The following is a 23,920-nucleotide window of genomic DNA, read 5'->3' on the forward strand; positions in this document are numbered from 1 at the left end:
GCCGTCCGCCGCGAACCCCGGCCGAGGTCATTCGCACACAGATGCGGACGCCGGATTTTCCGTATCCCGTGGAGATGCACGGGAATGCGCCACGGCCGATGATCGTTGACACGGGGGAACACGAAAGTCGACGTAAGGATCGAATCCCCCGTGAGCAAGGTCCCCTCCATCACGCTCAACAACGGCATCGCGATGCCGCAGCTCGGTTTCGGCGTCTGGCAGATCCCCGACGACGAGGCGTTCACCTCCGTCGGTCATGCCCTGGAGGCCGGCTACCGCAGCATCGACACCGCGGCGATCTACGGCAACGAAGAGGGCACGGGGAAGGCCCTCGCCGCTTCCGGCATCGCGCGTGACGAACTGTTCGTCACGACGAAGCTCTGGAACGCGGAACAGGGTTACGACTCCACCCTCCGCGCCTTCGACACCTCCCTCGGCAAGCTGGGCCTGGAGTACGTGGATCTGTATCTGATCCACTGGCCGCTGCCCTCCAAGGACGCGTACGTCGACACGTACAAGGCGTTCGAGAAGATCCTCGCGGACGGTCGCGCCAAGTCCATCGGCGTCTCCAACTTCCAGCCCGCCCACCTGGAGCGGCTGCTGGGGGAGACTTCCGTCGTCCCGACCGTGAACCAGATCGAGTTGCACCCGCAGTTCCAGCAGGCCGAGTCGCGTGCCTTCCACGCCCGGCACGGCATCGCCACCGAGGCCTGGTCGCCGCTGGGCCAGGGCAAGGGTCTGCTGGCGGACCCGACGATCGCCGAGCTCGCAGCGAAGCACGGCAAGACGCCCGCCCAGGTCGTCCTGCGCTGGCACCTCCAGCTGGGCAACGTCGTCATCCCCAAGTCCGTGACCCCGTCCCGGATCAAGGAGAACCTCGACGTCTTCGACTTCACGCTGGACGACGCCGACCTCGCGGCCGTCGCCGGCCTCGACGCCGGCAACCGGCTGGGCCCGGACCCGGCCACCTTCGACGTGGCCTGACCCGCACCACCCCCAGCGCCGCCCGGCCGTGCCGGGCGGCGCTGTTCGGTGTCCGGCCCCGGCGGGAGCCGCGCCGTTACTGTGCCCGGGCCGTGTGCACGGTCTGGACTGCCAGGAGGAAGATGTCGGGGCGGCGGGTGACGCCCGCGGGGTCCTCCGGGTCGATGAGCCGGGCGAGGACGCCGAGGTCGTCCGCGTCCAGGCGCTCGGCGAACGCCTCACTGCTACGGGTGAGATTGGCCGAAATGAACTCCCGCGCGGCGCCGGAGAGCGGAGCCGGCAGGTCCAGCAGGAAGCTGCGGGTCAGAGGCGCACGCAGGCCCGCGTCCGCGAGGAAGGCCGGCCAGTCCTCCACCTCGACGGCGGCGTCGGGCAGCTCCGCCCGCATCTGCGTGAACCACTCCTCAGCGACGGCGTCGAGGCGTGCCTGCAACCCCGGTCGGCCGATGCCGATGTCGCGCGGCAGGAAACGCGGGGACAGACCGCCCTCGGAGACGGCCAGCAGACCGCCGGGCCGCAGATGTCCGGCGAGGGCGGCGACCGCGGCCCGCTGGTCACCGACGTGGTGCAGGGCCTTGCTGGACCAGATGAGGTCCGCCCCGCCGAGCGCGTCGAGCCCGTCGGGGACCTCGGCGAGATGCGTGCGCACCCGGCCGGCCAGCCCGAGGCGTTCGGCGCGGGCACGGGCACGCTCCAGGAGCCCCTCGGTGGCGTCCACCGCGACCACCTCGGCGTCGGGGAAGGCCCGCGCCAGGAGACAGGTCACGACGCCCGGCCCGCTGCCCACGTCGAGGACCCGCCGCACGGCGTCGGGGCCGGTGCCGTCGGCGACGGTCAACAGCTCGCGCAGCCAGGCCGCCGCCTGCTCGTGGAGCGGTGTGTGCAGCTCGGCGCCGCGTTCCAGGAAGGGACCGAGGGTCTCCCAGTCCACCAGCGCGTCTTCGGAGGCGTGCGTATGTGCCGCGGGGGCGTTGCCGCCCGCCGGGCGGTGGGTGCGCGCGTGGGATGGGGCGGCCTGCCCGTGTCCGGGGTGGGGGTGATTGCTCATGGGGCCGAGCCTCCGATACGGGTCGTTCTGGGGCAAGTTTCCTTGCCGGTTCGGCAACGTCCCCCCGATTCCCGCCGGACTGCCGGCTCACCGTAGGGTCTGGCTGTGGGTACTCCGGGATGGATGCCGCCGACCGATACGGAGCGGCGACTGTGCGAAGCGACGGCGCGTGGTGACCGGGACGGACAGGTCGCGGCGATCGCAGGTGAGGATCTGTATCTGGCGGTGCCGCAGCAGGGTCAGGACCCGCTGCCCGTCTACGACGACCCCACGACGGGCAGCAAGTGCATTCCCGTCCTGACGCGCGGCATGCTGCCGCCCTGGCAGCCACAGCAGTTTTTCGACCGGGTGTCGGTCGAGGACCTCGCGCAGGACTGGCCCAACGACAAGTGGCAGCTCGCGGTCAACCCCGGTACGCCGTGCGCCGCGTATCTGGGCGCCTCGGCAGCCCACCGCGCCGGCTGGATGCGCATCCGCGGGCAGGTGGGCGTGCGGCCCGGCGGGCTGCTCGCCACCCACTTCGGCGCTCCCCTGCACGGTCCGACCGCACAGGGGCTGGCCTGCGGCGCGCCCCTCGCGGTGCACCACAGCGTGCCGTGGAACGAGCTCGGTACGGCTTTCCTCGACCACGCCACGGACGCGGAAACCCTGCGCACACAGTGGTCGGTGACCGATCCGACGGGTTGGCAGCAGCGGCTTGAGCAGCTGCTCGGCGGCGGGTTCGTCCCCGCGGACACCGAGGCCGCGCTGCGTGCCCGTGCCGGCAGCCGGGGCGACGAGGCGGGGGCCGCGTCCGAGGACGCCGCTTCGCCCGGGATCCCCGAGCTGGTGGGCCGGTACGAGGAGCGGTTCCGCGCCGACGGGCTGCTGCCCCCCGACGGCCAGGTGGTCTCGCTCGTCGCGCTCGACCACGCGCACGCGGTGAATCTCGTCCGCTGGGGCCTGGGCGCGCGGCTGTGCGACCCGCAGCGTGCCGAGCAGGCCGTACAGCGGGCCGGCGCGCAGGCCAGGGAGGTGTACTCCTCGTGGGAGGAGTTCGCCGCGGGCTACGCGCTGGGTCGGATGCTGGCGTTCGACAACGGCTGGTTCGGGCCGCAGTACGCCGAGACCGTGCACATCCACCGAGTCCTCACGCAGGACCCCGGCTCCCCGTGGCGCGGCCTGCCCTTCGCCTGACGCCCGTATCTCCCGCGGCCTCGTCCGGACCGTCTCCTCGCAGCGGCCGCGGGCTTCTCCTGCCCCCGGGTCGGGCCGTGCTGCCCAAATCTTTGCGCCTTTGGAGAGAAAACCGCCAACCGGCCCATCCATCCACCTGCCCGCTCCGAATCATGGCAAGGACCTCGGCGGCGTCACCCGCGCGCGGAGGGACGGACGGCGCAGACGGCATTCAGGAGGACGGCTCGGTGAGAGAACCCGTATGGATCGGTGGGCCGGCTCGGCGCGGGCCCGACCTGGAGGAGCTGCTGGGGCAGGTGGCCCGTGGCGACCAGGGGGCTTTCGGGCCCGTGTACGACGCCCTGGCCGGGCCGGTGCTCGGGCTGGTGCGGTCGGTCCTGCGGGATCCGGCGCAGTCGGAGGAGGTGGCGCAGGAGGTCCTGGTGGAGGTGTGGCGCACCGCGGCGCGCTTCCGCCCCGAGCGGGGCTCGGCGACCAACTGGGTCCTGACACTGGCCCACCGCAGGGCGATCGACCGGGTGCGTTCGGCGCAGGCGGCGGCCGACCGGGAGCACCGGGCGGCGCTGCTGGACCACACCCCGGCGTTCGACGAGGTGACCGAGCAGGTGGAGAACCGGCTGGAGCGCGAGCAGGTGCGCCGCTGTCTGCGTACGCTCACCGAACTCCAGCGCCAGTCCGTCACGCTCGCGTACTACAAGGGCCTGACCTACCGCGAGGTGGCGGGGCTGCTGACCGTGCCGCTCGGCACGGTCAAGACGCGGCTGAGGGACGGCTTGATCCGGCTCCGTGACTGCCTGGGAGTGAGCGTATGACCGGCGCCGACCTGCACACGCTGACGGGCGCGTACGCCGTCAACGCGCTGCCCGAGGAAGAGGCCCGCGAGTTCGAGCGGCATCTGCTGGTCTGCGAAGCCTGCGCCCACGAGGTGCGGGAACTCGCCGCGACCGCGGAGCGGTTGGGGCGCGCGATGGCAGTGGTGCCGCCACCCGAGATGAAGGAACGGGTGCTGCACCGGATCTCCGCGGTCCGCCAGGAGCCGCCGAGGGTGGCGCGTGGGGGCCGTAGGGCCGCGGGCCCGGCGCCCCGTGCGCGCCGCCTGCCGCGGTGGGCCCTCGCGGCGTGCCTCGCCGCGGCCGCCGCGTTCGGTGGTGTCGCCGTGTGGCAGCACGACCAGGCGGAGAACGCCCGTGCGCAGGCCCAACGCATCGAGCAGCGTGCCGAGTCGGTGGCCCGGGTGCTGACCGCCCCGGACGCGGTGGTGACGAACGGGAAGGTCGGCGATGCCGGCACCGGCACGGTGGTGGTCTCCCCCGGCCGGAACCGTGCCGCCTTCCTGGTGTCCGGCCTGCCGCGCCCTGCGGAGGGCAGGGTCTACCAACTGTGGTTCAACGACGGGGGCACGATGCGGCCCGCCGGTCTGCTCGACCCCGGGCGCGCGGACGCGGCGGTGCTGATGGACGGGGCCGTGGACGGGGCATCGGGGATGGGCGTCACCGTCGAGCCGGCCGGCGGTTCGCCGCAACCCACGACGAAGCCGATCGCCCTGATGGAATTCTCCAGGGTGTAGGGCGGGGGCGTCCCTTGGGGGAGCAAGGGACGCCCGATCCTGGACCGGGCCGCGGCAACGGCCCGGCGCGCGTACGGCATCCGGCAACGGGCGGTCAGCGTCCTCCCGCGCCACCACGCCGCGGCGGCGCCGGGAAGAACCCACTGGTGCGGTCCCGGTACGCGGCGAAGCCGGGCCGGTCGGCCCTACCCTATGGGCCCCCAGCAGGCGCCTTCCGCTGCCGACGGTCAGCAGGGCGGTCATCACCAGCGGTACGACGGCGGCGACCGCCGCGGCCTTCCACTGTTCGCAGGCGAGCAGATAGAGCCCCACCAGACGCAGAAGTCACCGACGTAGTTGGGGTGCCGGGTCCAGGCCTACAGACCCAGGTCCATGATCCGGTCCTTGTTCGCCGCGGCCTTGAAGCGCGCGAGCTGATGGTCGCCGACGGCTGCCCAGCTTCCGGACGTAGCGGGGATCCTCGCCGCGGCCGCGCCGGGCGATGTGCCCGGCAAGCCGCAGTCCCCAGCGGAGAGTCAGAGCAACGGTCAGCGCGCGCCGTCCCACGTCCGATCCCTCCGCCGCGCCGGACAGCAGGTAGGAGACCAGCTGCACACGCCCCGAAGTCCCCCTCGGCTCCGGCGGCGCACGGGAGTCCCGAGCCTCCCGGGGCTCACCACCGCACCCCGAGCCTGGCCGCGGCCATCACCCCGGAGCGCGCGCCGTCCTCGTGGAAACCCCAGCCGTGATACGCGCCGGCGAAGGCGATGACGGTGTCGTCGAGGGCCGGCAGGCGCGCCTGGGCCGCCACCGACTCCGGGGTGAACACGGGGTGTTCGTAGACCATGCGGGCCAGACCTTCGCCGGGTCCACCCGCTCGGCGGGGTTGCGGGTGACGACGTAGTCCTCGGCAGCTTCCAGCCGCTGCAACCGGTTCATGTGGTAGCTGACCAGCACCTGGCCGGCGTCCGCGGAGCACGACGGCATCAGGTGGTTCCAGGAGGCGGCGGCGCCCCCACGGCGCGGCAGGGGCGCGGTGTCGGTGTGCAGGAGCGTGGGGTTGCGGGAGTAGGTGAAGGCGCCGAGCACCTCGCGCTCGGTGTCGGTGGCGTCGGGCAGCAGCCGGAGGGCCTGGTCGGGATGCACGGCGATCACGGCGGCCTCGTGGCGGTCGACGCCGCCGTCCTCCGCGACGACCACGACGCCGGCCGGGGCGCCACCGGCCGCGGCCACCCGGCGCACGGCCCGCACGGGCGTACCCGTCCGGACGGCGTGCAGCTGCTTGGCGACCCGGTCGACGTAGGTGCGCGAGCCGCCGGTGACGGTGCGCCAGGTGGGGGGGCCGCCGACGGCCAGCATGCCGTGGTGGTCGAGGAAGCGGAACAAGTACCGGGCGGGGCAGCGCAGGGCGGTGGCCGGGCCGCAGGACCAGACCGCGGAGACCAGCGGGGTCATGAAGTGGGCGGTGAAGTACGCGGAGAACCGGCCGCGCCGCAGGAATTCGCCGAGGGTGGGGTCGGGAGCCTCGTGCGGCTCCGTGGCCATGTCGGTGCCGCCCGCCGGAGGTCCGGGCGCCGCGGTACGCATCCGCGTACCGTCCCGGGCGTCCGTCGCCGCGGTGGCCAGCAGAGCGCGTGCCGCACGGCGGAAGGCGGCGATCTCGGCCAGCATCCGCAGATAGCGCGGGCGCAGCGCGTTGCCCGGCCGGGCGAACAGCCCGGCGGGGCCGCGGGCGCCCGCGTACTCCAGCCCGCAGCCCTCGCATCGCACGGACATGCTCATCTCCGACTCCTGCGTCGGCACGTCCAACTCGTCGAAGAGGCGCAGCAGATGGGGGTAGGTGCGGCGGTTGTGCACGATGAAGCCGCTGTCGACGGGCACCACCCGGCCGTCGGGGGTGCGGACATCGTGGGTGTGGGCGTGTCCGCCGAGCCGGCCGTCCGCTTCGTAGAGCGTGACGTCGCGTGCGGTGCTCAGGACATACGCGGCGGTCAGTCCCGCCACTCCACCGCCGATCACCGCGACGCTGCGCTGCCGCATCCCTGGCCCTCCTCACGCCGGTGAGCGGCGCCCGGTACGCCGCCCCTTCACCGGCTATTCGGAGCCGAGGGGCGAACGGATTGGCGTGCTCCGGAAGATCGTCCTCCGATCGACGCCCTCACCGACGGGAAACGGGCGAGCCGGTCATGTCGGACGCGGTCACGCACATCCGCGGGCCGCATAGGGGCGGTCCGCCGCCGGCCGCCGGTGCGGGTGCCCCGGAAGACGGTGTGCGGCCAGGTGTCCGATGCCGTTTACCGGGGCGGTGCTGGGGCAGATACTCCGGCCACCCTGCGGCGACGCGGGCCCGCGGCATCGGCCCGTCTCTTCGCTCCCCCGCCATGCGGCTCCAGAGGCGGTCACGTCATACCATCCGGCATCATGCGGCCGGGCGAACCGTGCCGATCCGGGAGATCGGTCGGTGATGCGGCGGGACCGTGGGACGGTGGGGCACGTGAAGCGGCGGTTGGCGAGGAAGACGACTACGGAGGCGGGCTGCGATGTGGCGTAGGAGCAGGGGGCAGGCGGCGGACGCAGGCATACGAGGGGTGGAGCGCCACCGCTCCGCGGCGTGGCCGGTGGGCCTCGGGCTGCTGGGCTGTGCCGTGCTGCTCGGACCCGCTGCGGCCGTTCTGCTGTCGCGTGAGCTGCCCACCCGGATCAGCACGTGGACCGGGCACCTCGCCCTGGGGGCCACGGACGGTTGGGCGATCGGCGGCGTCGTGCTCCTCGCGCTGGCCGGAGCGGCCATGGTGGTCACGGCCCTCATACCCGGCACCCACCGGGAGCTGACGAGGCGTCCGCTGATCCCCGGGGTACGCGCGTCGCTGGACCGGCGCGGCGTCGGCAGCGTGCTGCGCGACACGGCCCTACGGGTCCCCGGGGTGGCCGGCGTCCGCGTGCGTGTCCACCGGCGGCGGGCCGTCGTGCGGGCGGTACTGGCCTTCGGCGACCCCGCCGAGGCCCGCGAGACGCTGGTCGCCGCGCTCGCAGCCCATCGGGACCGGCTCGGCCTCACCCGCCCGCCGCGGTTGGTCGTACGCATCGCGCCGCTGGTGTGCCCCACTCCGTGAGACGCGTCCCGGCGGAGGGGCCCGGGAGCCGAGGGGCACGGGAGGGGCGAGCGTGGGCGGGGCACCGGCGCGAGGGATGATGGCGGTACCGGCCTGACGGCCGAGAGTGAAGGCGCACCGGCGGCACCACCGCCGTACGCCGACGGCACGGAGCGCAGGGCACGCCACCCTTGAGCGCGGGGAAATGGGCCGGTCGCGGTGAACCGGCTCGCAGGAGAGGACGAAGTGGACATGGGTGGGAGCGGTGTGCGCCGCGGGCCGGGCCGGACACGGCGGGCTCCGACGGGATCGGCAGCGAGGGCGGGGCGCGTGCCCGCCCGCGGCTTGCCGACGCGCCGTGAGCCGGCGTCGGCGGCAGCGCGGCGCGGCTCCGGGCCGAACCGGCAGGTCGAAGAGCCACTGCTGCGCACCCCGGCTCCAGGAGACCTTCGTGTCCGCTGACGCCCCCCGGCCCGCCGGACCCGAGCAGCCCGACACGCCGCCTTCGACCCTGCCCACCTGGGCCCAGTGCCGCACCGCGCTGCGCCGGACGCCGGTGTCCGTCTGGAACGACGATGTGACGGACTGGGCGGCGAGCCTGACCTATTACTCGGTCCTGGCGCTGCTGCCCGCGCTGATCGTCACGGTGTCCCTGATCGGGCTGGCCGATCCCCCGGCCACCGAGCAACTCATCAACCACCTGACCTCCCTCGCCCCGGCCGACTCCGGTCCGACCGTGCGCCGTGCGCTGGTGACCATGGCCCATCAGCGCGCTGCCGCGTGGGTGGTGGTGGGCGGCGCCATGATCAGCGCCCTGTGGTCGTCGTGCAGCTATCTCGCGGTGTTCCGGCGGGCCCTGCACGCCATGCACCGTACGAAGGACGACCGCCCGCCGTGGCGCAAGGCGCCGCGCATCCTCGCGACGGCGCTGCTGCTCATGGCGCTGCTGATCATCAGCGCGGTGGCGCTGCTGGTGAGCGGGCCGATCGCGAGCGCACTCGGCCGGGCGCTCGGACTGGGCACGGCGGGCGAGGCCACCTGGAACATTCTGAAGTGGCCCCTGTTGCTGCTGCTCGCCATCGTGCTGGTGATGGTGCTCTTCCGGTCCGGGCCGCCCCGTTCCCGCGGTGTGCGACGGGCGGCGCCCGGCGGACTGGTGTCCGTACTGATGTGGCTGGTGTCCTCGGCGGCCTTCGCGATCTACGCCTCCTACGTGGGCACCTTCAACCGGCTCTACGGTTCGCTCGCGGGCCCGGTGGTCTTCCTGATCTGGCTCTGGTTCTCCCACCTGTCGCTGCTGTCCGGCGCCCAGTTCAACGCCGAACTGGCCCGCGCGAGGCGGCCCATGGAGTTTCCCGAGAACCGCTGACGGCAGCCCGACGCGAGGCGGCTGGCCCGACCCTGGCGCCCGCCCGGCGGTCAGCGCGCTCCGTGGCCGGGGGCGATCTTCTCGACGCGGCGCGCGAGGTCGAAGTCGAGGTCGGTGACCCGGCCGCCCGCGCTGTGCGTGTTCACCGCCACGCGCAGCTGCTGGTAGCTGAGCGTGAGGACGGCGTGATGGCCCAGTTCCTCCTGGATCGCCGCGACATGCAGCAGCGCCGCGGCCGCCGCGAAGTTCTCGTCGAAGGAGTAGCTGCGGCGCAGCAGGTCGTCCTCGACGGACCAGCCCGGCAGCTGCGCCAGACGCTCCTGGATCTCCTCTTCGCCGAGCGGTTGCCCTTGAGCTGTCATGGCGCTCGCCTCTCCGCTGTGTGCCGGTGCCTGCCGCAGCTCCTGCGGCGGCTTCAGCCTGGCACGCCGGCAGGCCCATCGCGGCGAGACACGAGGGACGACTCCGGCACAGGCGCCCCCGGTGCCGGCGCCGGTGCCTCGGGGCGGAGGCGCATCACGCGCGCCCCTGCGGGACTCCGTCCAGTACGGTCCCTCCCATGACGACTGCCGCGGCGCTCTCGACGAAGACCACGGGCGTGGGAGCCCTGTTGCGCGCCTGGCGCGATCGCCGCCGCATCAGCCAGCTGGAGCTGGCACTGCGCGCCGACTCCTCGGCGCGGCACATCAGCTTCATCGAGACGGGCCGCTCCCGCCCCAGCGCGGAACTGGTGCTCCGGCTCGCCGAACACCTCGACGTCCCGGTCCGTGAGCGCAACGCCTTGCTGGTCGCGGCCGGTTACGCGCCACGCTTCCCCGAGACCCCCATGGACGACCCGTCGATGGAAGCCCTGCGCACGGGCATGGAACGGATGCTGACCGCATACGAGCCGTTCCCCGCGCTGGTGATGGACGGCACGTACGACGTGCAGGCCGCGAATCGGGGGATCGCCGTGCTCCTGGAGGGCGTCGACGCGTCCTTGCTGCGTCCGCCCCTGAACGCCATGCGGATCACCCTCCACCCGCGAGGGCTGGCACCGCGTATCCGCAATTTCCTGGAATGGCGCGCCCACCTCTTCGCACAGATGGAACGGCAGCTCGCCCTGCTGCGCTCCGCACCGCTGCGGGCGCTCCACGACGAGGTGCGCGGCTATCCACTGCCCGACGGCGGCCGGGAGGCGGCGGCCCTCGGGGAGCACCCGCCGTTCGCGCTCCCCCTGAGGATCGAGCACCGGGGCGCGGTGCTGTCCTTCATCTCCACCCTCGCGACCTTCAACACCCCCATGGATGTCACGGTCTCCGAACTCGCCGTGGAAACCTTCCTCCCGGCCGATCCGCAGACAGCCGCCGCGCTCCGTACCTGGTCGCTGTAGGGAGCGCCGGGCGGCTCCACCGCTGCCCACCGGCCCGTGGGGCTCAGGCTGCCGGTACCCGGTCGAGGAACCCGAGAACGGAGCGGATCCGGCCGTCCTCGGCCAGCCGCACCACATCGAAGCCCGCGACCGGCGCACTGCCGTCCGCGACCGCGACGAGTTCCCATCCGAAGCGCGCGATGTCGTGATGGCCCTCGACGTCGCCCAGCGGCCGGAAGACGAACCCCGGGAACTGCTCGTGCGCGCCCGCGATCACCGCCGCGATCCCCTCGTGGCCGGCCACGTCCGCCAGCGGATCGGTGTAACGCCCCTCCTCGGTGAAGGCCCCGACGACCGCCTTGCCCAGGGCGTCCTCTTCGGTCGCGTTCCACGCCTCGAAGTACCGCGCGACGGCGTCCGCGTAACGGGACGGTTCGGCGGACGGACGACCGGCCTGCTGCTCGTGCTGCGTCATGACACGCTCCTTGGATGTCCGGATGGGACGGCTGACGGAAACCGATCCACGAGCCGGAGTGCGCCGGCCCGTGAACCGATGCCCTCACCCTGCCGGGGCGGGGAGCGGCGGTCGATTACGCGAGAGGTAATGGCGGTGGGGGCAGCGGGCGCGGCTGCGGTGCAGGTCGGAGACGAACGTGCATCGCAGCCCCCTATGGAAGCGGCCCCTCGCCTGCAGGGCCGTTCGTCTTCTGGGCGTCGTTGTCAGGGGTGGGCTCCACCGTGGCGCACGACGCTTGACAAGTCAGGCGACACCAAGGGGGATCTGGTGACGTCAGGCCTGGTAAGGCGGCTCATCCGGCACCAACTGGACCACTTCGAAGACATTGCCGTCCGGGTCCTCGCCGAAAGCCAAAAGGCCGACGTCGGGCACCGGCAGCGGGGAAGACTGCATCTTGCCACCGTGTACAAAGACGGCCCCATACGTCTCCTGAGCATCGCTGACCACCATGCGGAGAGTGCACCCGGGGGTGCCGATGGTGATCTTTTCCGTGAGTTCCACCATGCTGCCGTCGATTCCTGGGCCCTGGTCGCCGGTGCTGATCGCCCAGCGACTCCCGTTCCGGACGAAGGTCCACCCGAAGACGGACTCGTAGAAGGTGCGCATGGGCGCGAAGTCGTTCGCGAAGATCTCGAATTGGGCCATGGTATTCCCTTCGGCGGACACGTCGGCAAGTGTTTTCGATCTTGACCGCTGGCGCGCATCGCCGGGCACGGCGTCCTCTGTGTGGTGGACTGCGGCGCACCACTCCCTGGTCAGTGCACCGCAGCCCTGCGCGCACATGACCAGGGTGCACGGCGAACGTAGCGACGTCGCTGTCCTGGGACGAGGCGGCGAGGTCCAACCGGGTGTCGGGCGGTATTGCCCGCGGGCCAGACGCGAGGGCGGGTCGCGCGCCCCCGCTCCCCTTATGCGAGAGAGCGTCAGGGCCGGTCGACACGGCAAGAAGCCACCGGGCTCCAGAACTGACACAACGAACTGATGCGGTGCCTGACGGTGCCCCAGAGAAGCATCGTGCTGCAGGTGGGCCGATGAACACAGACCTTGAGGGATCCCTCGGCGTCTGCCTGGGAGCCGCCGAGGAGTGGTCGGTAGCCAAAGGGGGGAGCCACCGGAGACGCATCCAGGCGGGCTGTCTCGACAGTCACGGACGGTTGGCGGAGCAGTCCCAGCTCCCCCAACCCGTTTCCTCGCCGTCTGCCTGTGCCCCCGCGTGGTGCCGTCTCACGCAAGAGGTGATGCCGGGGACGTGCGGGGGCAGCGGGGACGGCCGGGGCGTGGATGGGCCTCGTCCCGTCTTCCGTTCGCCCCGAGGGGGCAGTGCCTACCGGGCGTCCGTTGCCGCCGACGGACCCTCGGCCGGCGCGGCCGCCACGGCGGCGGGCGCCGCGGGCTGCTCCGGCCGGCCGGACTCGTCGGAGACCGCGTCCACGGCCTTGTCGGCAGTCTTCGGCGCCTCGGTCGGCGTCGGCTGCCGGCCCGTGCGTCGGGCCGCCATCCACGCGTAGACCAGGATCCCGGCGAAGAGGAACAGCACGCCCTGGTAGATGGCGGCGTAGCCGGCGCCCGCGACGAGCCAGAAGGTGAAGCCGAACGCGGCCAGCGCCAGGGTCAGGTCGCGGGCGAAGCGGGCCGGGCGGACCCGGTCGCGGCGGCCGGTGAGCAGGAAGTAGATCTGGGCGCCGGCGGCGAGCAGATACGGGACGGTGGCCGAGAAGGTGGTGATCAGCACCAGGATCTCGAAGACGCCACCGGTGCCGGCCAGGTAGTTGATCACCGTGAGGGCGGTGGCGAGCAGGGCGGCCGTCAGGACGCCGAAGGTCGGCACGCCGCGCCGCTTGGTCAGGAAGGCCGCCGGGAACAGGCCGTCCTTGGCGGCGGCGTACGGAGACTGGGCACTCATCAGCGTCCAGCCGTTGAGCGCGCCGATGATCGAGACGACCGCCGCGCCGGCGACGAGGGTGCCGCCCCACTGTCCGCCGAACATCGCGTTCACGGCGTCCGAGAACGGCGCCTTGGACTCCACCAGCTTGTCGTGGGAGACGGTGCCGAACACGGCGAGGGTGCCGAGCAGGTAGACGACGGCGGCGCCGATGGTGCCCAGGACGGTGGCGCGGCCGACGTTCCGCTCCGGGTCGCGGACCTCGCCGGCGCTCATCGCGGCGGACTCCACCCCGACGTAGCTGTAGAGCAGTATCGCGGCCGCCGCGGACATTCCGCCGACGGCGCTGCCGCCGCCCTCGTGGAACGAGCCGAGGTTGTCCGGGTCGAAGAAGAACAGGCCGACGACGGCGATGAAGAGCAGCGGGACGAACTTCAGGACGGTGGAGACCATCTGGACGGCGCCGACGTAGCGGGTGCCCGCGAAGTTCGACAGCGCCGGCAGCCACAGTGCGCACAGCGCCACCGCGAGGTCGATACCGCCGGACTCGTGTCCGGGGACGAGGACGTGGACGTAGCCGACCGCGGCGACCGCGAGCGCCGCGTTGCTGACCCAGGTCATGGTCCAGTAGGACCAGGCGGAGAGGAAGCCGGCGAAGTCGCCGAACGCCTCGCGCGCGTAGACGTAGGGCCCACCGGTGTCCGGGTGGCGCTCGGCCAGCCGTCCGAAGACCAGGGCGAGAGCGAGGGCGCCGATCGTCAGCACGCCGAAGGCGACCAGGCTGACGGTGCCGAAGGGGGCCACCGAGGCGGGCAGCAGGAAGATGCCGCCGCCGATGATGTTGCCCATCACCAGGGCGGTGGCGGTTCCGAGACCGAAGCGGCGGGTGTGCCGGTCGTGCATGGCGTGGTGGCCTCTCGTCGTACGCGGTGCACCCGGGATTGCCGGGCGGTTGATTATCGTCGGCGAACGGCGGCCGTCGGCCAAAATCAGCGGGTTTTGTCCTGTGGAGTGTGGCTCTCGGGTGAAAAACCTTCGGGTGGAGTCACCGCGCGCCGCAGTTCGTCCGCACCATCGGTGGCCGGGGGCTGTTGACCCCTCCCACCTGACGCGACCCGTGACCTGGGATCGTCCGCCGGGGATGCCGTGCCGGGCTGTGGCGTGCCCGGCCCCGTCGTGACCGGCAGCTGCGGCCCGTCGGCCTCCACCAGCCAGCGCCGCAGCACCCGGTGGACGTGCTCCGCGCCGACGAGCGGCTCCTCGTCGGCGGTCGGTGCGGTCAGCTCCAGCGGCCACAGCAGGAACGGGTGGCTCTGGGCGCCGCCCAGTCCGCCGTGCGAGCCGATCTGCTCCTCGAAGGCGTGCACCGCCCCGGTCACCGGATCGTGGGCGGAGTTGACCATGAGGTCGGCGGTGTGGCGGAAACGGTCGGTGCGGCGCACCGCGTCGGCCGCGCCCTCCCCGAACGGCGCCAGCGGATCGGCGCCCACGACGTGCCCGGTGTCGAGGTGGTGCTCGGTGCCCGCGGGGCCGAGCACCACCGCTCCGTGCTTCGCGGAACGCACGAGGACGAAGCCGATCCCGGGGTGGTTGGCGAGGGTGGGGAGCAGCGCGGGGTGGCGGCGGTCCAGCTCCTCCCGGGTGATCCGGCCGGGCACGTCGGGGAAGGACACAAGACCCAGATTCCCGGAGGCCAGCACGATCGGGCGGGTGGAGCTGTGCCCCTCGGTCTCCTCCGGCCGGTGCAGGGCGGCGCGCGCCGCCTCCCTCGCCTCGGCGCCGCTCGGGGTGCGCCCCACACGCCGTGACACCGGCAGCCCGCACCCTGCGCGTACGAGGTCGCCCAGGCTCAGCCCGTAGCACTCCAGGAAGGTCGCGCCGTGGCTCTGGCCGTGGTCGGAGAGCAGCACGATGCGGTACGGGCGCGGCGCGTACCGGGCGGCGGCGCCGATCAGCGCGATCGACCGGTCGAGGCTGCGCAGCACCTGGTGGGTGTCGCGGTGGCCCGGCCCGGAGTGGTGCGCGACCTCGTCGTAGGCGACGAGGTCGGCGTAGACCGCGCTGCGGCCGGCGAGCAGGTCGCCGACGACGGCGGCCACCACCACATCGCGTTCGACGACGGTCGCGAAGGCCCGGATGACGGGGTAGAGGCCGCCGCGCTTGACCCTGGGCAGCTCATGGCGGAAGCGGGCGCGCAGCGACTGGACGATCTCGCGGACCACCTCGGCGACGAAGGAGACAGCGGTGCGGGTGGCGTTGGCCGGGTCGGAGAAGTACGCGAAGTAGCCGGCCCGGGAGCGGTTGTGCCTGCCCCGGCGGGCCGCCACCGACATCACCAGGGCGACCTGGTCGGCGCCGCCGCTGAAGAGGTTGCCGCGGCTGGCGCCGTCGAAGGCGAGCAGGCCGCCGTACCCGGTGCGCTCGATGGCGCGCCGCTGGAGTTCGGCGGCGCCGGTGGGCCGGTTGCAGACGAGGAGTTCGCCGGTCTCCTTCTCGTACCAGCGGAAGGCGGGCAGGTCGTCGTTGCTGCCGTGCAGGAGGGCGAGCTGGCTGGCGCCGGTCTGGCTGGACCAGTCGGTGCGCCAGGGGGTGAGCCGGTGGCTGCTGCCGGCCCAGCGGGCGACGGTCTCCATCAGCGGCCGGTCGCCGCTGATGGCCTCGCGGAGCAGGTCGTGGCCCAGGCCGTCGAGCTGGAGGAAGACCGTGCCGGGGGTCCTCGGGCGCCGGGCCGGGCCGGCTCGGCGCAGGCGGCGCCCGGCGAGCCGCACCAGCCGTCGGCGGTAGGCCTCGTCGTTGCGCAGCGCGAGGAAGGCGGACGTCGCGGAGGAGGTCGCGGACATCACTGCCGCGACGATCACGGCGGTCTCCGGCGCGGCCTGTCCGCGCCCCTCGGGGATCAGGCCGAGAGCGAGCAGCAGGAGGGAGCCGTTGAGGAAGAAGACCAGCAGCCCGAGCACGAGGGCCGGCACCAGCAGCAGGGCACGCACGAGCAGCGGCCAGACCAGCGCGCTGAGCAGGCCGAACGCTCCGGCACCGAGAGCGGCGGTAACGAAGGTGCGGGTGACGCTGTCACCGCCCGGGGACTGCAGCCGGAAGTCGGGCAGCAGCGCGGCGAGGGCGAGCAGGGTGAGGCTGGAAACCACCCAGACGGCGAGCACGCGCAGCAACGCGCCGCTCAGGCTCCGCCACCTCGCCGTCCGCACGTCCTGCCACCTCACACGCTCGGCCCACGCCGGCTGCGCGGGCGTGCGGCCAGCGTGTCACAGACCGTCGGAGGGACGAGCGGCCACCGCTCGGGCTCCGCGAGCCGTTCGGGCACCCGGCCCCTGCTTGCGGGTGCATGGTGGAGGATCGGGAGAGAGCGACGGGACGGGAGGTCATCGATGCCGGTGGAGGTCACCTGGTGGGGGCACGCCACTGTGACGGTCGAGGACTCCGGGGTGCGGGTGCTGACCGACCCGCTGTTCGTGCGCCGGCTGGCGCATCTGCGGCGACGGCGTGGCGCCCTGCCTCCACCGGAGGCCGCGCGGGCGGATCTCGTCGTGGTCTCTCATCTGCATGCCGACCACTTGCATCCGGCGTCGCTCGCCCGTCTCGCTCCCGGTACCCGGCTGGTGGTGCCGCGCGGGGCGATGGCGGCGGTGGCGGGTCTGCGGCGGGTCGCCGCTGAACGGCGCCTGCGGGTCACCGAGGTGCTGCCCGGTGAGGAGGTCGCGGCCGGGGCGGTGACGGTGCGGGCGGTGCGGGCGGCGCACGACGGGCGGCGGCTGCCGTACGGCCCGCACCGGGTGCCCGCGCTCGGCTATGTCGTGCAGGGCGCGGCCCGGACCTACTTCGCAGGGGACACCGGGCTGTTCGACGAGATGGCCGACGAGGTCGGTGTGTGCGAGGTGGCACTGCTTCCGGTGGGCGGCTGGGGCCCGTTCCTCGGTCACGGCCATCTGAACGCGCGGCGTGCGGCAGAGGCGGCGGCCCGGCTTGCGCCGTGCAGCGCCGTCCCGGTGCACTACGGCACGTACTGGCCGATCGGCATGGACGCGGTACGGCCGCACGAATTCCACTCGCCGGGCCAGGAGTTCGAACGGCAGAGCGCTCTGGTCGCTCCGGAGGTGCGGGTGCACCGTCCCGGGCACGGAGAGCGCATACGGCCGGTGGTGGCCCGATGACGCTCCTCGGTGATCTGGCGCGGAGTGTGCCGCCGGAGTCCACACAGCAGGCGGTGGCCTATCCCTCGCTGTTCCTGCTGGTGGTGCTGGGGTCGTTGGTGCCGGTGGTGCCGACCGGCGCGCTGGTCAGTTCGGCGGCGGTGGTGGCCTTCCACCACACCTCGCCGTTCTCGCTGCTGATCGTCTTCGGTGTGGCGGCGTGCGCCGCGCTGCTCGGCGACATCGGGTTGTACTGGCTCGGGCAGCGCGGTGTCCACTCCTCCAACGGCTCCCGCTGGCTGGAGCGGCTCCGTGCCCGGGCCGCGCCGGAGCGGCTCGCCCGGGCCCGGCACAAGCTTCGGGAGCACGGCGTGCTGGTCCTGGTGCTGTCGCGGCTGGTCCCGGCGGGGCGGATTCCGATCATGCTCGCGTGTCTGCTGTCCGCGATGCCGCTGCGGCGGTTCGTCCGGGGCGACATCCCGGCCTGTCTGGCCTGGGCCGCGACGTACCAGCTCATCGGCCTGCTGGGCGGCTCATTGTTCAGCGAGCCGTGGGAGGGCGTGGCCGCGGCCGTCGGCCTCACGCTCGCGCTCGGCGCGGCACCGGCGCTCTGGCGGCGCGTCAGGCCGGCCGACGGGCAGGACAGGCACGGCGGGCACCGCGGCGGCACGTCGAACTGAAGAAGCTGTGCGCAGGTCGGCGACGTCCTCATACCTCGTCGAGGACCCGGGACCCACCGACCGGCAGGTCCCAAAGGTCCTCCCTGGCACGGCCGGTGGCGGCCCACGCGGCGCGGACGCGGTGCAGCGGCTCCAGCGGTGGCTCGGCGGAGAGCAGGAACGTCGACCAGTGCATCGGCACCAGGCTCCGGGCGCCGAGGTCCTGGCAGGCCCGGACGGCTTCCTCCGGGTCGGTGTGCACCGGTCGCAGCATCCAGCGCGGGTCGTAGGCGCCGATGGGCAGCAGCGCCAGATCGATACCGGGGTAGCGGTGGCCGATCTCCTCGAACCAGTGGCCGTAGCCGGTGTCCCCCGCGAAGTGGATCCGCCGCCCGTCGGGCGCGGTGAGCACCCAACCGCCCCACAGGGAGCGGCAGGTGTCGGTGAGGGTCCGCTTGCTCCAGTGGTGGGCCGGCACGAAGTCGACGCGTACGGCGCCCCCGGGGGCGGGCAGTTCGACGCCCTCCCACCAGTCGAGGTCGGTGACCTGGGTGAAACCGCGGCGCCTGGCCCAGGAGGCCAGTCCGGCGGGGAGCAGGAGCGGGGTCTCGCGCGGCAGGCGTTTCAGCGTCGGGGCGTCGAGGTGGTCGTAATGGTTGTGGCTGATCACGACCGCGTCGATGGGAGGCAGATCCTCCCATCGGACGCCGACAGGTGTGACCCTGGCCGGGGTGCCGAGGATCTTGCGGGACCAGACCGGGTCGGTCAGAACGGTCAGGCCGCCGATCCGGATGACCCAACTGGCGTGCCCGGCCCAGGTGAGAGCGACGGTCGTGGGGCCGGCTGCCGGCAACGAACCCGGCGCGAAGGGGAGTTCGGTGATCTGGCGGAGCGCTTCGGGGGCAGGTCGTAGCTTGCCTTCCCGGGCGATCCTGGCGAGCGCGCGGACGCCCGGCAGCGGTGCCGTCAACCGGTCGGTGAAGTCGCGCGGCCAGCTGCGGGGCTCCCCCAGCGGGCGGGGCTCGGGCAACGGTGGCGGGGGGACGGGCGGGAGGACTGGAGCACCGGGGCTCACGGGTGGGTACGCGGTGGCCGGACGGTCGGTCGCCGGACCAGCCAGGCCCTCGGCGGGGAGGGCGGGCTCGACGACACGCACCTGCCCGCCGTGGCGCACGCCATCGATGCCGTGCGGCGCCTCGACGCCGACGGCCGTCGCGGTGGCCTCGTCGTCCACCCCGCTCCCGCCCGTACCGTCCTCGGCCGGGAACGCCGTCTCGGCCGAGGACATCGCGGCCGCAGGCTGCATTGCCTCGAACGGACCGTTCAGCGCGCTCCGTTCGACCGCCGGGCGGCGCTCGCCCGGTGCGGAACCCGCGCTGGAGCGCTCGGTCTGTTCGGTCATCGACGGCTCCAATTCGGTGGGCACCAAGGCTGATGCGAAACGGGCTGGGGGCTGGGCTGTTGCGTGCTGCGGCGGGACGCGTGCGCTCAGCCGTCCGGGGCCGCGAGCCCGGCCAGCGCCCGGGACAGTGCGGTCAACATCTGCTCGACATGCGGCAGTTGCAGGGGGTCGGCCGCGTCCAGAGCGCGTTGCCGCAGCTCCGTGTCCGCACCGAGGAGCGCCTCGGCTCCCAGCCGCACCCGCAGGGCGCCCGGGTCGTCCCCGAACCGGTGCCCACCGCGGCCCGCCCAGGGCGCCAACTCCCGCTCCAGTGCCACGGAATCGGTGATACCGCGAGCGGCCAGGGGCGGACGCAGCGGGTCGAGGTCGGCGTACAGATGGCTGCCGGCGTGCGGAGGGCGGCACACGGCACCGACGTCGGAGAGGGCCCGGTGGAGCGCCGCGGTCAGCGTGCCGTACACCCGGGCGGCGGTGGCGGTCCTGGTGCGTACGGGCTCGGGTTCGCCGAGCGCATGGGTGACGGCGCAGGCGATCGGGCCGGACAGCGGGCCGCCGAGGCCGGACAGTGCGTGATGCGCGGCCGCCCGCAGCGCCGCGCCGCTGTCGGTGGCCGGGAACCGGGCGAGCGCCACGGGCCAGGACGCGGGCACGAGGGTGGCCCGCAGATCGGTCAGCACCACGACCTCGGCGGGCAGCATCTCGGCGGGGCTGAGCACGACCGTGTCGTGCGGATCGTGCAGCAGGTCGCGGCGCGATTCGTCACTGATGACCCACAGGCCCTCCTCGGCCGCCGCCTCGCAGACCTCGTGCAGCTGCTCGGGCGGCGGGCAGGTGCCGGTCGGATCGTCGGCGACGGAGAGGACCAGGACGCGGGGTGTGTCGCCGTGCATCCGGGCCCGCCGTACGGTCTCCAGCAGCGCGAAAGGGTCGGGCACGCCGCCGGATTCGGGGGGCACGGGCGCGAGGTGCACCGGCCGGCCCAGCAGCCGGGCGGGTGGCGCGTACCACTGCGAGCAGGGGCGCGGCAGCACCACGGCGCCGCCTGTCGCGGCGAACAGCGCGAGGAGCAGGGTCGGTGCGCCCGGGGCGGCGAGCACCCGGTCGGGGGCGGTGACCAGGCCGCGGCGTTCCCAGTAGCCGCAGCCGGCGGTGCGCAGCGGCAGGGCGCCGCCGGGGGGTTCGGGTTCGGTGCGGCCGGCGGCGGCGGAGAGGTGCGCGGCGAGGTCCGGAAGGACCGGCAGGCCCACCGGCGGGTCCGGGTCCGGCTCGCGCTGCGGATCATGGACGGTCCGCTGCATCCGTACCTCCACACTCCACGACGGCAGGTCGATCGTGGGCCCTCACACGAGGGACGGGCCCCGTCCACCTTTGCAGATCGGGGCCGTGGCGGTGGGGGGCGACACGTCGGCCGGGGGTGGTGCCGGGCGGCGCGGCGGAGGGCCGGGGCCGTATGGGGCAACGGTTCGCTCGCGCGTACGACACTGGCAGGACCCGGACGGGAACGTTACCCGGGACGCGCCGGGCGCCTCGTGGGCCACGGCGGTCACTCGTCCGCGACCGGAGCCGCGCGGTACGGCGCCTCGTACCGGTGGACCTCGACCGTCTCCCCCGCGCCCCAGTCCTGCCGCTCGGTCGCCCGGCGGACCCAACCCTGCTGCTCATAGAGGGCGATGGCCGAGATGTCGGTGGTCTTCACCTCCAGCACGGGCCGCAGCCCGCTTGCCACCGCCTCCTGTTCGACGCCGCGCAGAAGGCTCATGCCGAGGCCCCGTCCCCGGGCGGCGGGGGCGACGTACAGCCGGCTGATCTCCCGTCCGCAGAGCGCAGCGTGGCCGACGACCGCGCCGTCCACCTCGGCGACCCAGGCGGCGGTCAGGTCTCCGGGGGTCAGCCAGCTCGCCGGGTCGGCGGGCCAGTGGTGCGGGTAGCCGCTGTGGGAGTGCACCTCCGCGAGGACGGCCACCAGGGCGTCGAGGTCACCGTTTCCGCGTCTCCTGATCACCGGGGCATGCAAGCACAGCCGGGCGGGACCGTCACCCGGTTTTCTCTCCCGTCCGGGCCACGGACGCACGCCGGTGTGAGACAGGCGACGCCGCGAGCGGCGCTTTTGTGGCCTGCGGCGCCCCGGCTGGGGTACAAGGTGGCGCATGCGAACGCTTCTGACCAACCTCGACCGGCGGACCTTCGAACGGGTCGCCACTCGCGAGTGGCCCGGCGCCCAGCGGGTGCTGCCCAGGCTGACCCGCAGCGCCAACCACGGACTGCTGTGGTTCGGCATCGCGGCCGGCGCGGCCGCGCTCGGCGGCCGGCCCGCCCGCCGGGCCGCTCTGCGCGGGGTGGCCTCACTGGCGGTGGCGTCGGCGACGGTGAACACCTTCGGCAAGCGCTCCGTACGCCGTGAGCGGCCGCTGCTGGACACGGTGCCCGTCATACGGCAGCTCGGCCGTCAGCCCTTCACCTCCTCCTTCCCCTCCGGCCACTCGGCGTCGGCAGTGGCCTTCGCCACCGGTGTCGCCTTCGAGAACAAGTGGTGGGGCCTGGCGCTGGCACCGGTCGCCGCGTCGGTGGCGTTCTCGCGCATCTACACGGGCGTCCACTACCCGGGCGATGTGCTGGCCGGCGCGGCTCTCGGAGCCGGTGCGGCCTTCGCGGTGCGCGGCCTCGCCCCCACCCGTGCGCAGCTGGCGCCGCCCGCACGGCCGCAGGCTGACGCGCCCGCGCTGCCCGGGGGGCGCGGTCTGGTCGTGGTGGCGAACGCGGGCTCGGGGCAGCGTGGTGGCCCGCGCCCCGACCGCGCCCAGGAGGTGCACGGGGTGCTGCCGCAGGCCGAGGTGCGCGAGTGCGGCGGGCCGGACGCGCAGCCGCTGGAGAAGCTCCTCGAAGACGCCGCGGACCGGGCCAGGCAGCTGAACGGCGCCCTGGGCGTGCTCGGTGGCGACGGCACCATCAACGCCGCGGCGGCTGTCGCGCTGCGGCACGGTCTCCCGCTGGCGGTGCTGCCGGGCGGCACCCACAACCATTTCGCCTACGACCTGGGGATCGAGACCTACGGCGACGCGGCGCGCGCCGTGGAGACGGGCGAGGCGGTCGCGGTGGACGTGGCGCGGTTCCGCGCCGGGCCGCACCGCGAGGCGCAGGTCTTTCTCAACACCTTCTCCATCGGCGCCTATCCGGAACTGGTGCGGATCCGGGAGAAGTGGGCGGGCCGTATCGGCGCCTGGCCGGCGGGCGTGCTCGCCGCCTGGGAGGTGCTGCGCACCGCGGAGCCGCTCACGATGCACGTGAACGGCAAGCGTCGTGCCGTATGGATGCTGTTCGTCGGCAACTGCCAGTACCGGGGTCTGGGCCTCGCTCCGGTGCGCCGGCACGACCTGGCGGACGGCGTGCTCGACGTGCGGGTGGTGCACGGCGGCCGACTGGCCCGCACCAGGCTGCTGGCCGCGGCGCTGATGGGCACCGCGCGGCACTCCCCGGTGCTCAGCGAGGCCCGGCTGCGCGGGCTGCGGATCGAGGACCTGCCACCGGGCACGGACCTCGCCTTCGACGGCGAAGTGAACGCGGCACCAAGTCGACTGACCCTGGAAAAGCAGAACGAGGCACTGACGGTCTACCGCCTGCTGCCCGAATGGTGAGATCAGACTCTCATGATGCGAGATCCCCGCGTACGGTGTGACCACCACACCGAAAGGCGTGCCCGGTAGGCCCCCGCGCACGCCGAGCGGCAGTCGGCGGCATGGCGTCGTGCCACACCGACCGCCGCTCCCGGGAACGCGAAGGAGTCGGCCATGCCGCAGGAATCCGCCGTCTACACACACGGCCACCACGAGTCCGTACTGCGCTCACACACCTGGCGCACCGCCGCCAACTCGGCCGCGTACCTGGTGGATTCACTCCTGCCACACATGCAGATCCTGGACATCGGCTGCGGCCCGGGCACCATCACCGCCGACCTGGCGGCGCTGGTACCGGACGGCCAGGTCACCGGACTGGAGCACGCCCCCGCCGTGCTGGAGCAGGCACGCGCCACCGCCGATGCGCGCGGAATCGACAATGTCCGCTTCGCGGTCGGGGACGTCCACGCACTGGACTACCCGGACAACTCCTTCTGCGTGACCCACGCCCATCAGGTACTGCAGCACGTGGGCGACCCCGTGCAGGCGCTGCGCGAGATGCGCCGCGTCACCAAGCCCGGCGGAATCGTCGCTGTCCGCGATGCGGACTACTCGGCCATGACCTGGTACCCGGACGTCGCGGGGATGGCGGACTGGCAGCAGCTGTATCTGCGCGTGGCCCGCGCCAACGGCGGCGAGCCGGACGCCGGACGCCGACTGCACGCCTGGGCCCGCCAGGCGGGTTTCGACCCCGCCGCGGTCACCGTGACCACCGGCACCTGGTGCTACCGCACACCCGAGGAACGGTCCTGGTGGGGCGAGCTGTGGGCGGACCGCACGGTCGCCTCGTCCTACGCGCGGAACGCGGTGGACGGCGGTCACGCCACGGCGGACGAGCTGGACCGGATCGCCCGCGCCTGGCGCGAGTGGGCCGCCAAGGAGGACGGCTGGTTCGCGGTTCTGCACGGCGAGATCCTGTGCCGCGTCTGACAGCGGCGTAGCCACCGCCGGAGCCACTTCGGGACGGGAGGGGGTTGGGGGGGGGCCCCGAAGGGGCCACCCCCCCCCCCCCCCCGGCGTTAAAACAATTTTTTACCGGGTTTGTGAGTAGGTGTGGCACAACGACGTGGCGCGCGGG

21 protein-coding genes and 1 pseudogene are annotated in these 23,920 nt (G+C 73.3%); 11 read left to right on the plus strand and 11 right to left on the minus strand.

Annotated elements, in window-relative coordinates; genetic code table 11:
• Positions 1-150: 150 nt before the first annotated feature.
• The gene (locus ACGFZW_RS05515; RefSeq protein WP_393891711.1) at positions 151-984 is read left to right on the plus strand and encodes an aldo/keto reductase; all 834 of its coding nucleotides are present in this window, start codon (positions 151-153) and stop codon (positions 982-984) included.
• A 76-nt stretch (positions 985-1,060) separates the two neighbouring features.
• Here the strand turns inward: ACGFZW_RS05515 and ACGFZW_RS05520 are convergent, their stop codons facing one another.
• Complete coding sequence (locus ACGFZW_RS05520) at positions 1,061-2,032, minus strand: class I SAM-dependent methyltransferase (RefSeq protein WP_393891712.1); 972 nt, start codon at positions 2,030-2,032, stop codon at positions 1,061-1,063.
• A gap of 105 nt (positions 2,033-2,137) precedes the next feature.
• Here ACGFZW_RS05520 and ACGFZW_RS05525 point away from each other — a divergent pair, with 105 nt between their 5' ends.
• From ACGFZW_RS05525 to ACGFZW_RS05535, 3 genes are all read left to right on the plus strand, one after another.
• On the plus strand, positions 2,138-3,208 hold the full coding sequence (locus ACGFZW_RS05525) for a DUF1266 domain-containing protein (protein ID WP_393891713.1): 1,071 nt from the start codon (positions 2,138-2,140) through the stop codon (positions 3,206-3,208).
• A gap of 227 nt (positions 3,209-3,435) precedes the next feature.
• A complete protein-coding gene (locus ACGFZW_RS05530; protein WP_393891714.1) occupies positions 3,436-4,020 on the plus strand; it encodes a sigma-70 family RNA polymerase sigma factor in 585 nt (194 codons plus the stop codon).
• Positions 4,017-4,775 (plus strand): anti-sigma factor domain-containing protein, encoded by a 759-nt coding sequence (locus ACGFZW_RS05535; protein WP_393891715.1) that lies wholly within the window; start codon positions 4,017-4,019, stop codon positions 4,773-4,775. The genes ACGFZW_RS05530 and ACGFZW_RS05535 overlap by 4 nt, the downstream gene beginning before the upstream one ends.
• Before the next feature lie 94 nt (positions 4,776-4,869).
• On the opposite strand, the pseudogene ACGFZW_RS05540 reads toward ACGFZW_RS05535, so the two are convergent.
• Positions 4,870-5,369 (minus strand): annotated as a pseudogene (locus ACGFZW_RS05540) (DUF1295 domain-containing protein); the annotation flags it as partial.
• Positions 5,370-5,459: 90 nt separating this feature from the next.
• Positions 5,460-6,794 (minus strand): NAD(P)/FAD-dependent oxidoreductase, encoded by a 1,335-nt coding sequence (locus ACGFZW_RS05545; RefSeq protein ID WP_393891716.1) that lies wholly within the window; start codon positions 6,792-6,794, stop codon positions 5,460-5,462.
• A 548-nt stretch (positions 6,795-7,342) separates the two neighbouring features.
• On the opposite strand from ACGFZW_RS05545, the gene ACGFZW_RS05550 reads away from it, so the two are divergent.
• Positions 7,343-7,867 carry a DUF6286 domain-containing protein gene (locus tag ACGFZW_RS05550; protein WP_393891717.1) on the plus strand — a complete coding sequence of 175 codons (525 nt, stop codon included), beginning with the start codon at positions 7,343-7,345 and terminating at the stop codon, positions 7,865-7,867.
• 430 nt (positions 7,868-8,297) lie between these two features.
• A complete protein-coding gene (locus tag ACGFZW_RS05555) occupies positions 8,298-9,215 on the plus strand; it encodes a YihY/virulence factor BrkB family protein (RefSeq protein WP_393891718.1) in 918 nt (305 codons plus the stop codon).
• A gap of 50 nt (positions 9,216-9,265) precedes the next feature.
• On the opposite strand, the gene ACGFZW_RS05560 is transcribed toward ACGFZW_RS05555, so the two are convergent.
• Positions 9,266-9,577 carry a 4a-hydroxytetrahydrobiopterin dehydratase gene (locus ACGFZW_RS05560; RefSeq protein ID WP_393891719.1) on the minus strand — a complete coding sequence of 104 codons (312 nt, stop codon included), beginning with the start codon at positions 9,575-9,577 and terminating at the stop codon, positions 9,266-9,268.
• A gap of 197 nt (positions 9,578-9,774) precedes the next feature.
• On the opposite strand from ACGFZW_RS05560, the gene ACGFZW_RS05565 reads away from it, so the two are divergent.
• Positions 9,775-10,587, plus strand: a complete 813-nt coding sequence (locus ACGFZW_RS05565) for a helix-turn-helix domain-containing protein (protein ID WP_393891720.1) — start codon at positions 9,775-9,777, stop codon at positions 10,585-10,587.
• A 43-nt stretch (positions 10,588-10,630) separates the two neighbouring features.
• On the opposite strand, the gene ACGFZW_RS05570 is transcribed toward ACGFZW_RS05565, so the two are convergent.
• The 4 genes from ACGFZW_RS05570 to ACGFZW_RS05585 form a co-directional block, all read right to left on the minus strand.
• On the minus strand, positions 10,631-11,041 hold the full coding sequence (locus tag ACGFZW_RS05570; RefSeq protein WP_393891721.1) for a nuclear transport factor 2 family protein: 411 nt from the start codon (positions 11,039-11,041) through the stop codon (positions 10,631-10,633).
• Positions 11,042-11,356: 315 nt separating this feature from the next.
• Positions 11,357-11,749: a VOC family protein gene (locus ACGFZW_RS05575; protein ID WP_393891722.1), complete on the minus strand. Its 393-nt coding sequence runs from the start codon at positions 11,747-11,749 to the stop codon at positions 11,357-11,359.
• 658 nt (positions 11,750-12,407) lie between these two features.
• On the minus strand, positions 12,408-13,868 hold the full coding sequence (locus ACGFZW_RS05580) for an amino acid permease (protein ID WP_393891723.1): 1,461 nt from the start codon (positions 13,866-13,868) through the stop codon (positions 12,408-12,410).
• An 86-nt stretch (positions 13,869-13,954) separates the two neighbouring features.
• Positions 13,955-16,168, minus strand: a complete 2,214-nt coding sequence (locus ACGFZW_RS05585; protein ID WP_393891724.1) for a phage holin family protein — start codon at positions 16,166-16,168, stop codon at positions 13,955-13,957.
• A 180-nt stretch (positions 16,169-16,348) separates the two neighbouring features.
• Here ACGFZW_RS05585 and ACGFZW_RS05590 point away from each other — a divergent pair, with 180 nt between their 5' ends.
• A complete protein-coding gene (locus tag ACGFZW_RS05590; protein WP_393891725.1) occupies positions 16,349-17,131 on the plus strand; it encodes an MBL fold metallo-hydrolase in 783 nt (260 codons plus the stop codon).
• Positions 17,128-17,790: a DedA family protein gene (locus tag ACGFZW_RS05595; protein WP_393891726.1), complete on the plus strand. Its 663-nt coding sequence runs from the start codon at positions 17,128-17,130 to the stop codon at positions 17,788-17,790. Before ACGFZW_RS05590 ends, ACGFZW_RS05595 begins: the two co-directional genes overlap by 4 nt.
• Positions 17,791-17,818: 28 nt before the next feature.
• Here the strand turns inward: ACGFZW_RS05595 and ACGFZW_RS05600 are convergent, their stop codons facing one another.
• The 3 genes from ACGFZW_RS05600 to ACGFZW_RS05610 all read right to left on the minus strand — a co-directional run bounded on the left by ACGFZW_RS05600 (position 17,819) and on the right by ACGFZW_RS05610 (position 21,173).
• The gene (locus ACGFZW_RS05600; RefSeq protein WP_393891829.1) at positions 17,819-19,075 is read right to left on the minus strand and encodes an MBL fold metallo-hydrolase; all 1,257 of its coding nucleotides are present in this window, start codon (positions 19,073-19,075) and stop codon (positions 17,819-17,821) included.
• A 182-nt stretch (positions 19,076-19,257) separates the two neighbouring features.
• On the minus strand, positions 19,258-20,469 hold the full coding sequence (locus ACGFZW_RS05605; protein WP_393891727.1) for an aminotransferase class I/II-fold pyridoxal phosphate-dependent enzyme: 1,212 nt from the start codon (positions 20,467-20,469) through the stop codon (positions 19,258-19,260).
• Between the two features lie 245 nt (positions 20,470-20,714).
• Positions 20,715-21,173 carry a GNAT family N-acetyltransferase gene (locus ACGFZW_RS05610; protein WP_393891728.1) on the minus strand — a complete coding sequence of 153 codons (459 nt, stop codon included), beginning with the start codon at positions 21,171-21,173 and terminating at the stop codon, positions 20,715-20,717.
• A 145-nt stretch (positions 21,174-21,318) separates the two neighbouring features.
• Here ACGFZW_RS05610 and ACGFZW_RS05615 point away from each other — a divergent pair, with 145 nt between their 5' ends.
• On the plus strand, positions 21,319-22,803 hold the full coding sequence (locus tag ACGFZW_RS05615; RefSeq protein ID WP_393891729.1) for a bifunctional phosphatase PAP2/diacylglycerol kinase family protein: 1,485 nt from the start codon (positions 21,319-21,321) through the stop codon (positions 22,801-22,803).
• Between the two features lie 153 nt (positions 22,804-22,956).
• Positions 22,957-23,772: a class I SAM-dependent methyltransferase gene (locus ACGFZW_RS05620; protein ID WP_393891730.1), complete on the plus strand. Its 816-nt coding sequence runs from the start codon at positions 22,957-22,959 to the stop codon at positions 23,770-23,772.
• Positions 23,773-23,920 lie beyond the last annotated feature (148 nt).

Source organism: Streptomyces sp. NPDC048248 (genome assembly GCF_043201875.1).
GTDB lineage: Bacteria > Actinomycetota > Actinomycetes > Streptomycetales > Streptomycetaceae > Streptomyces.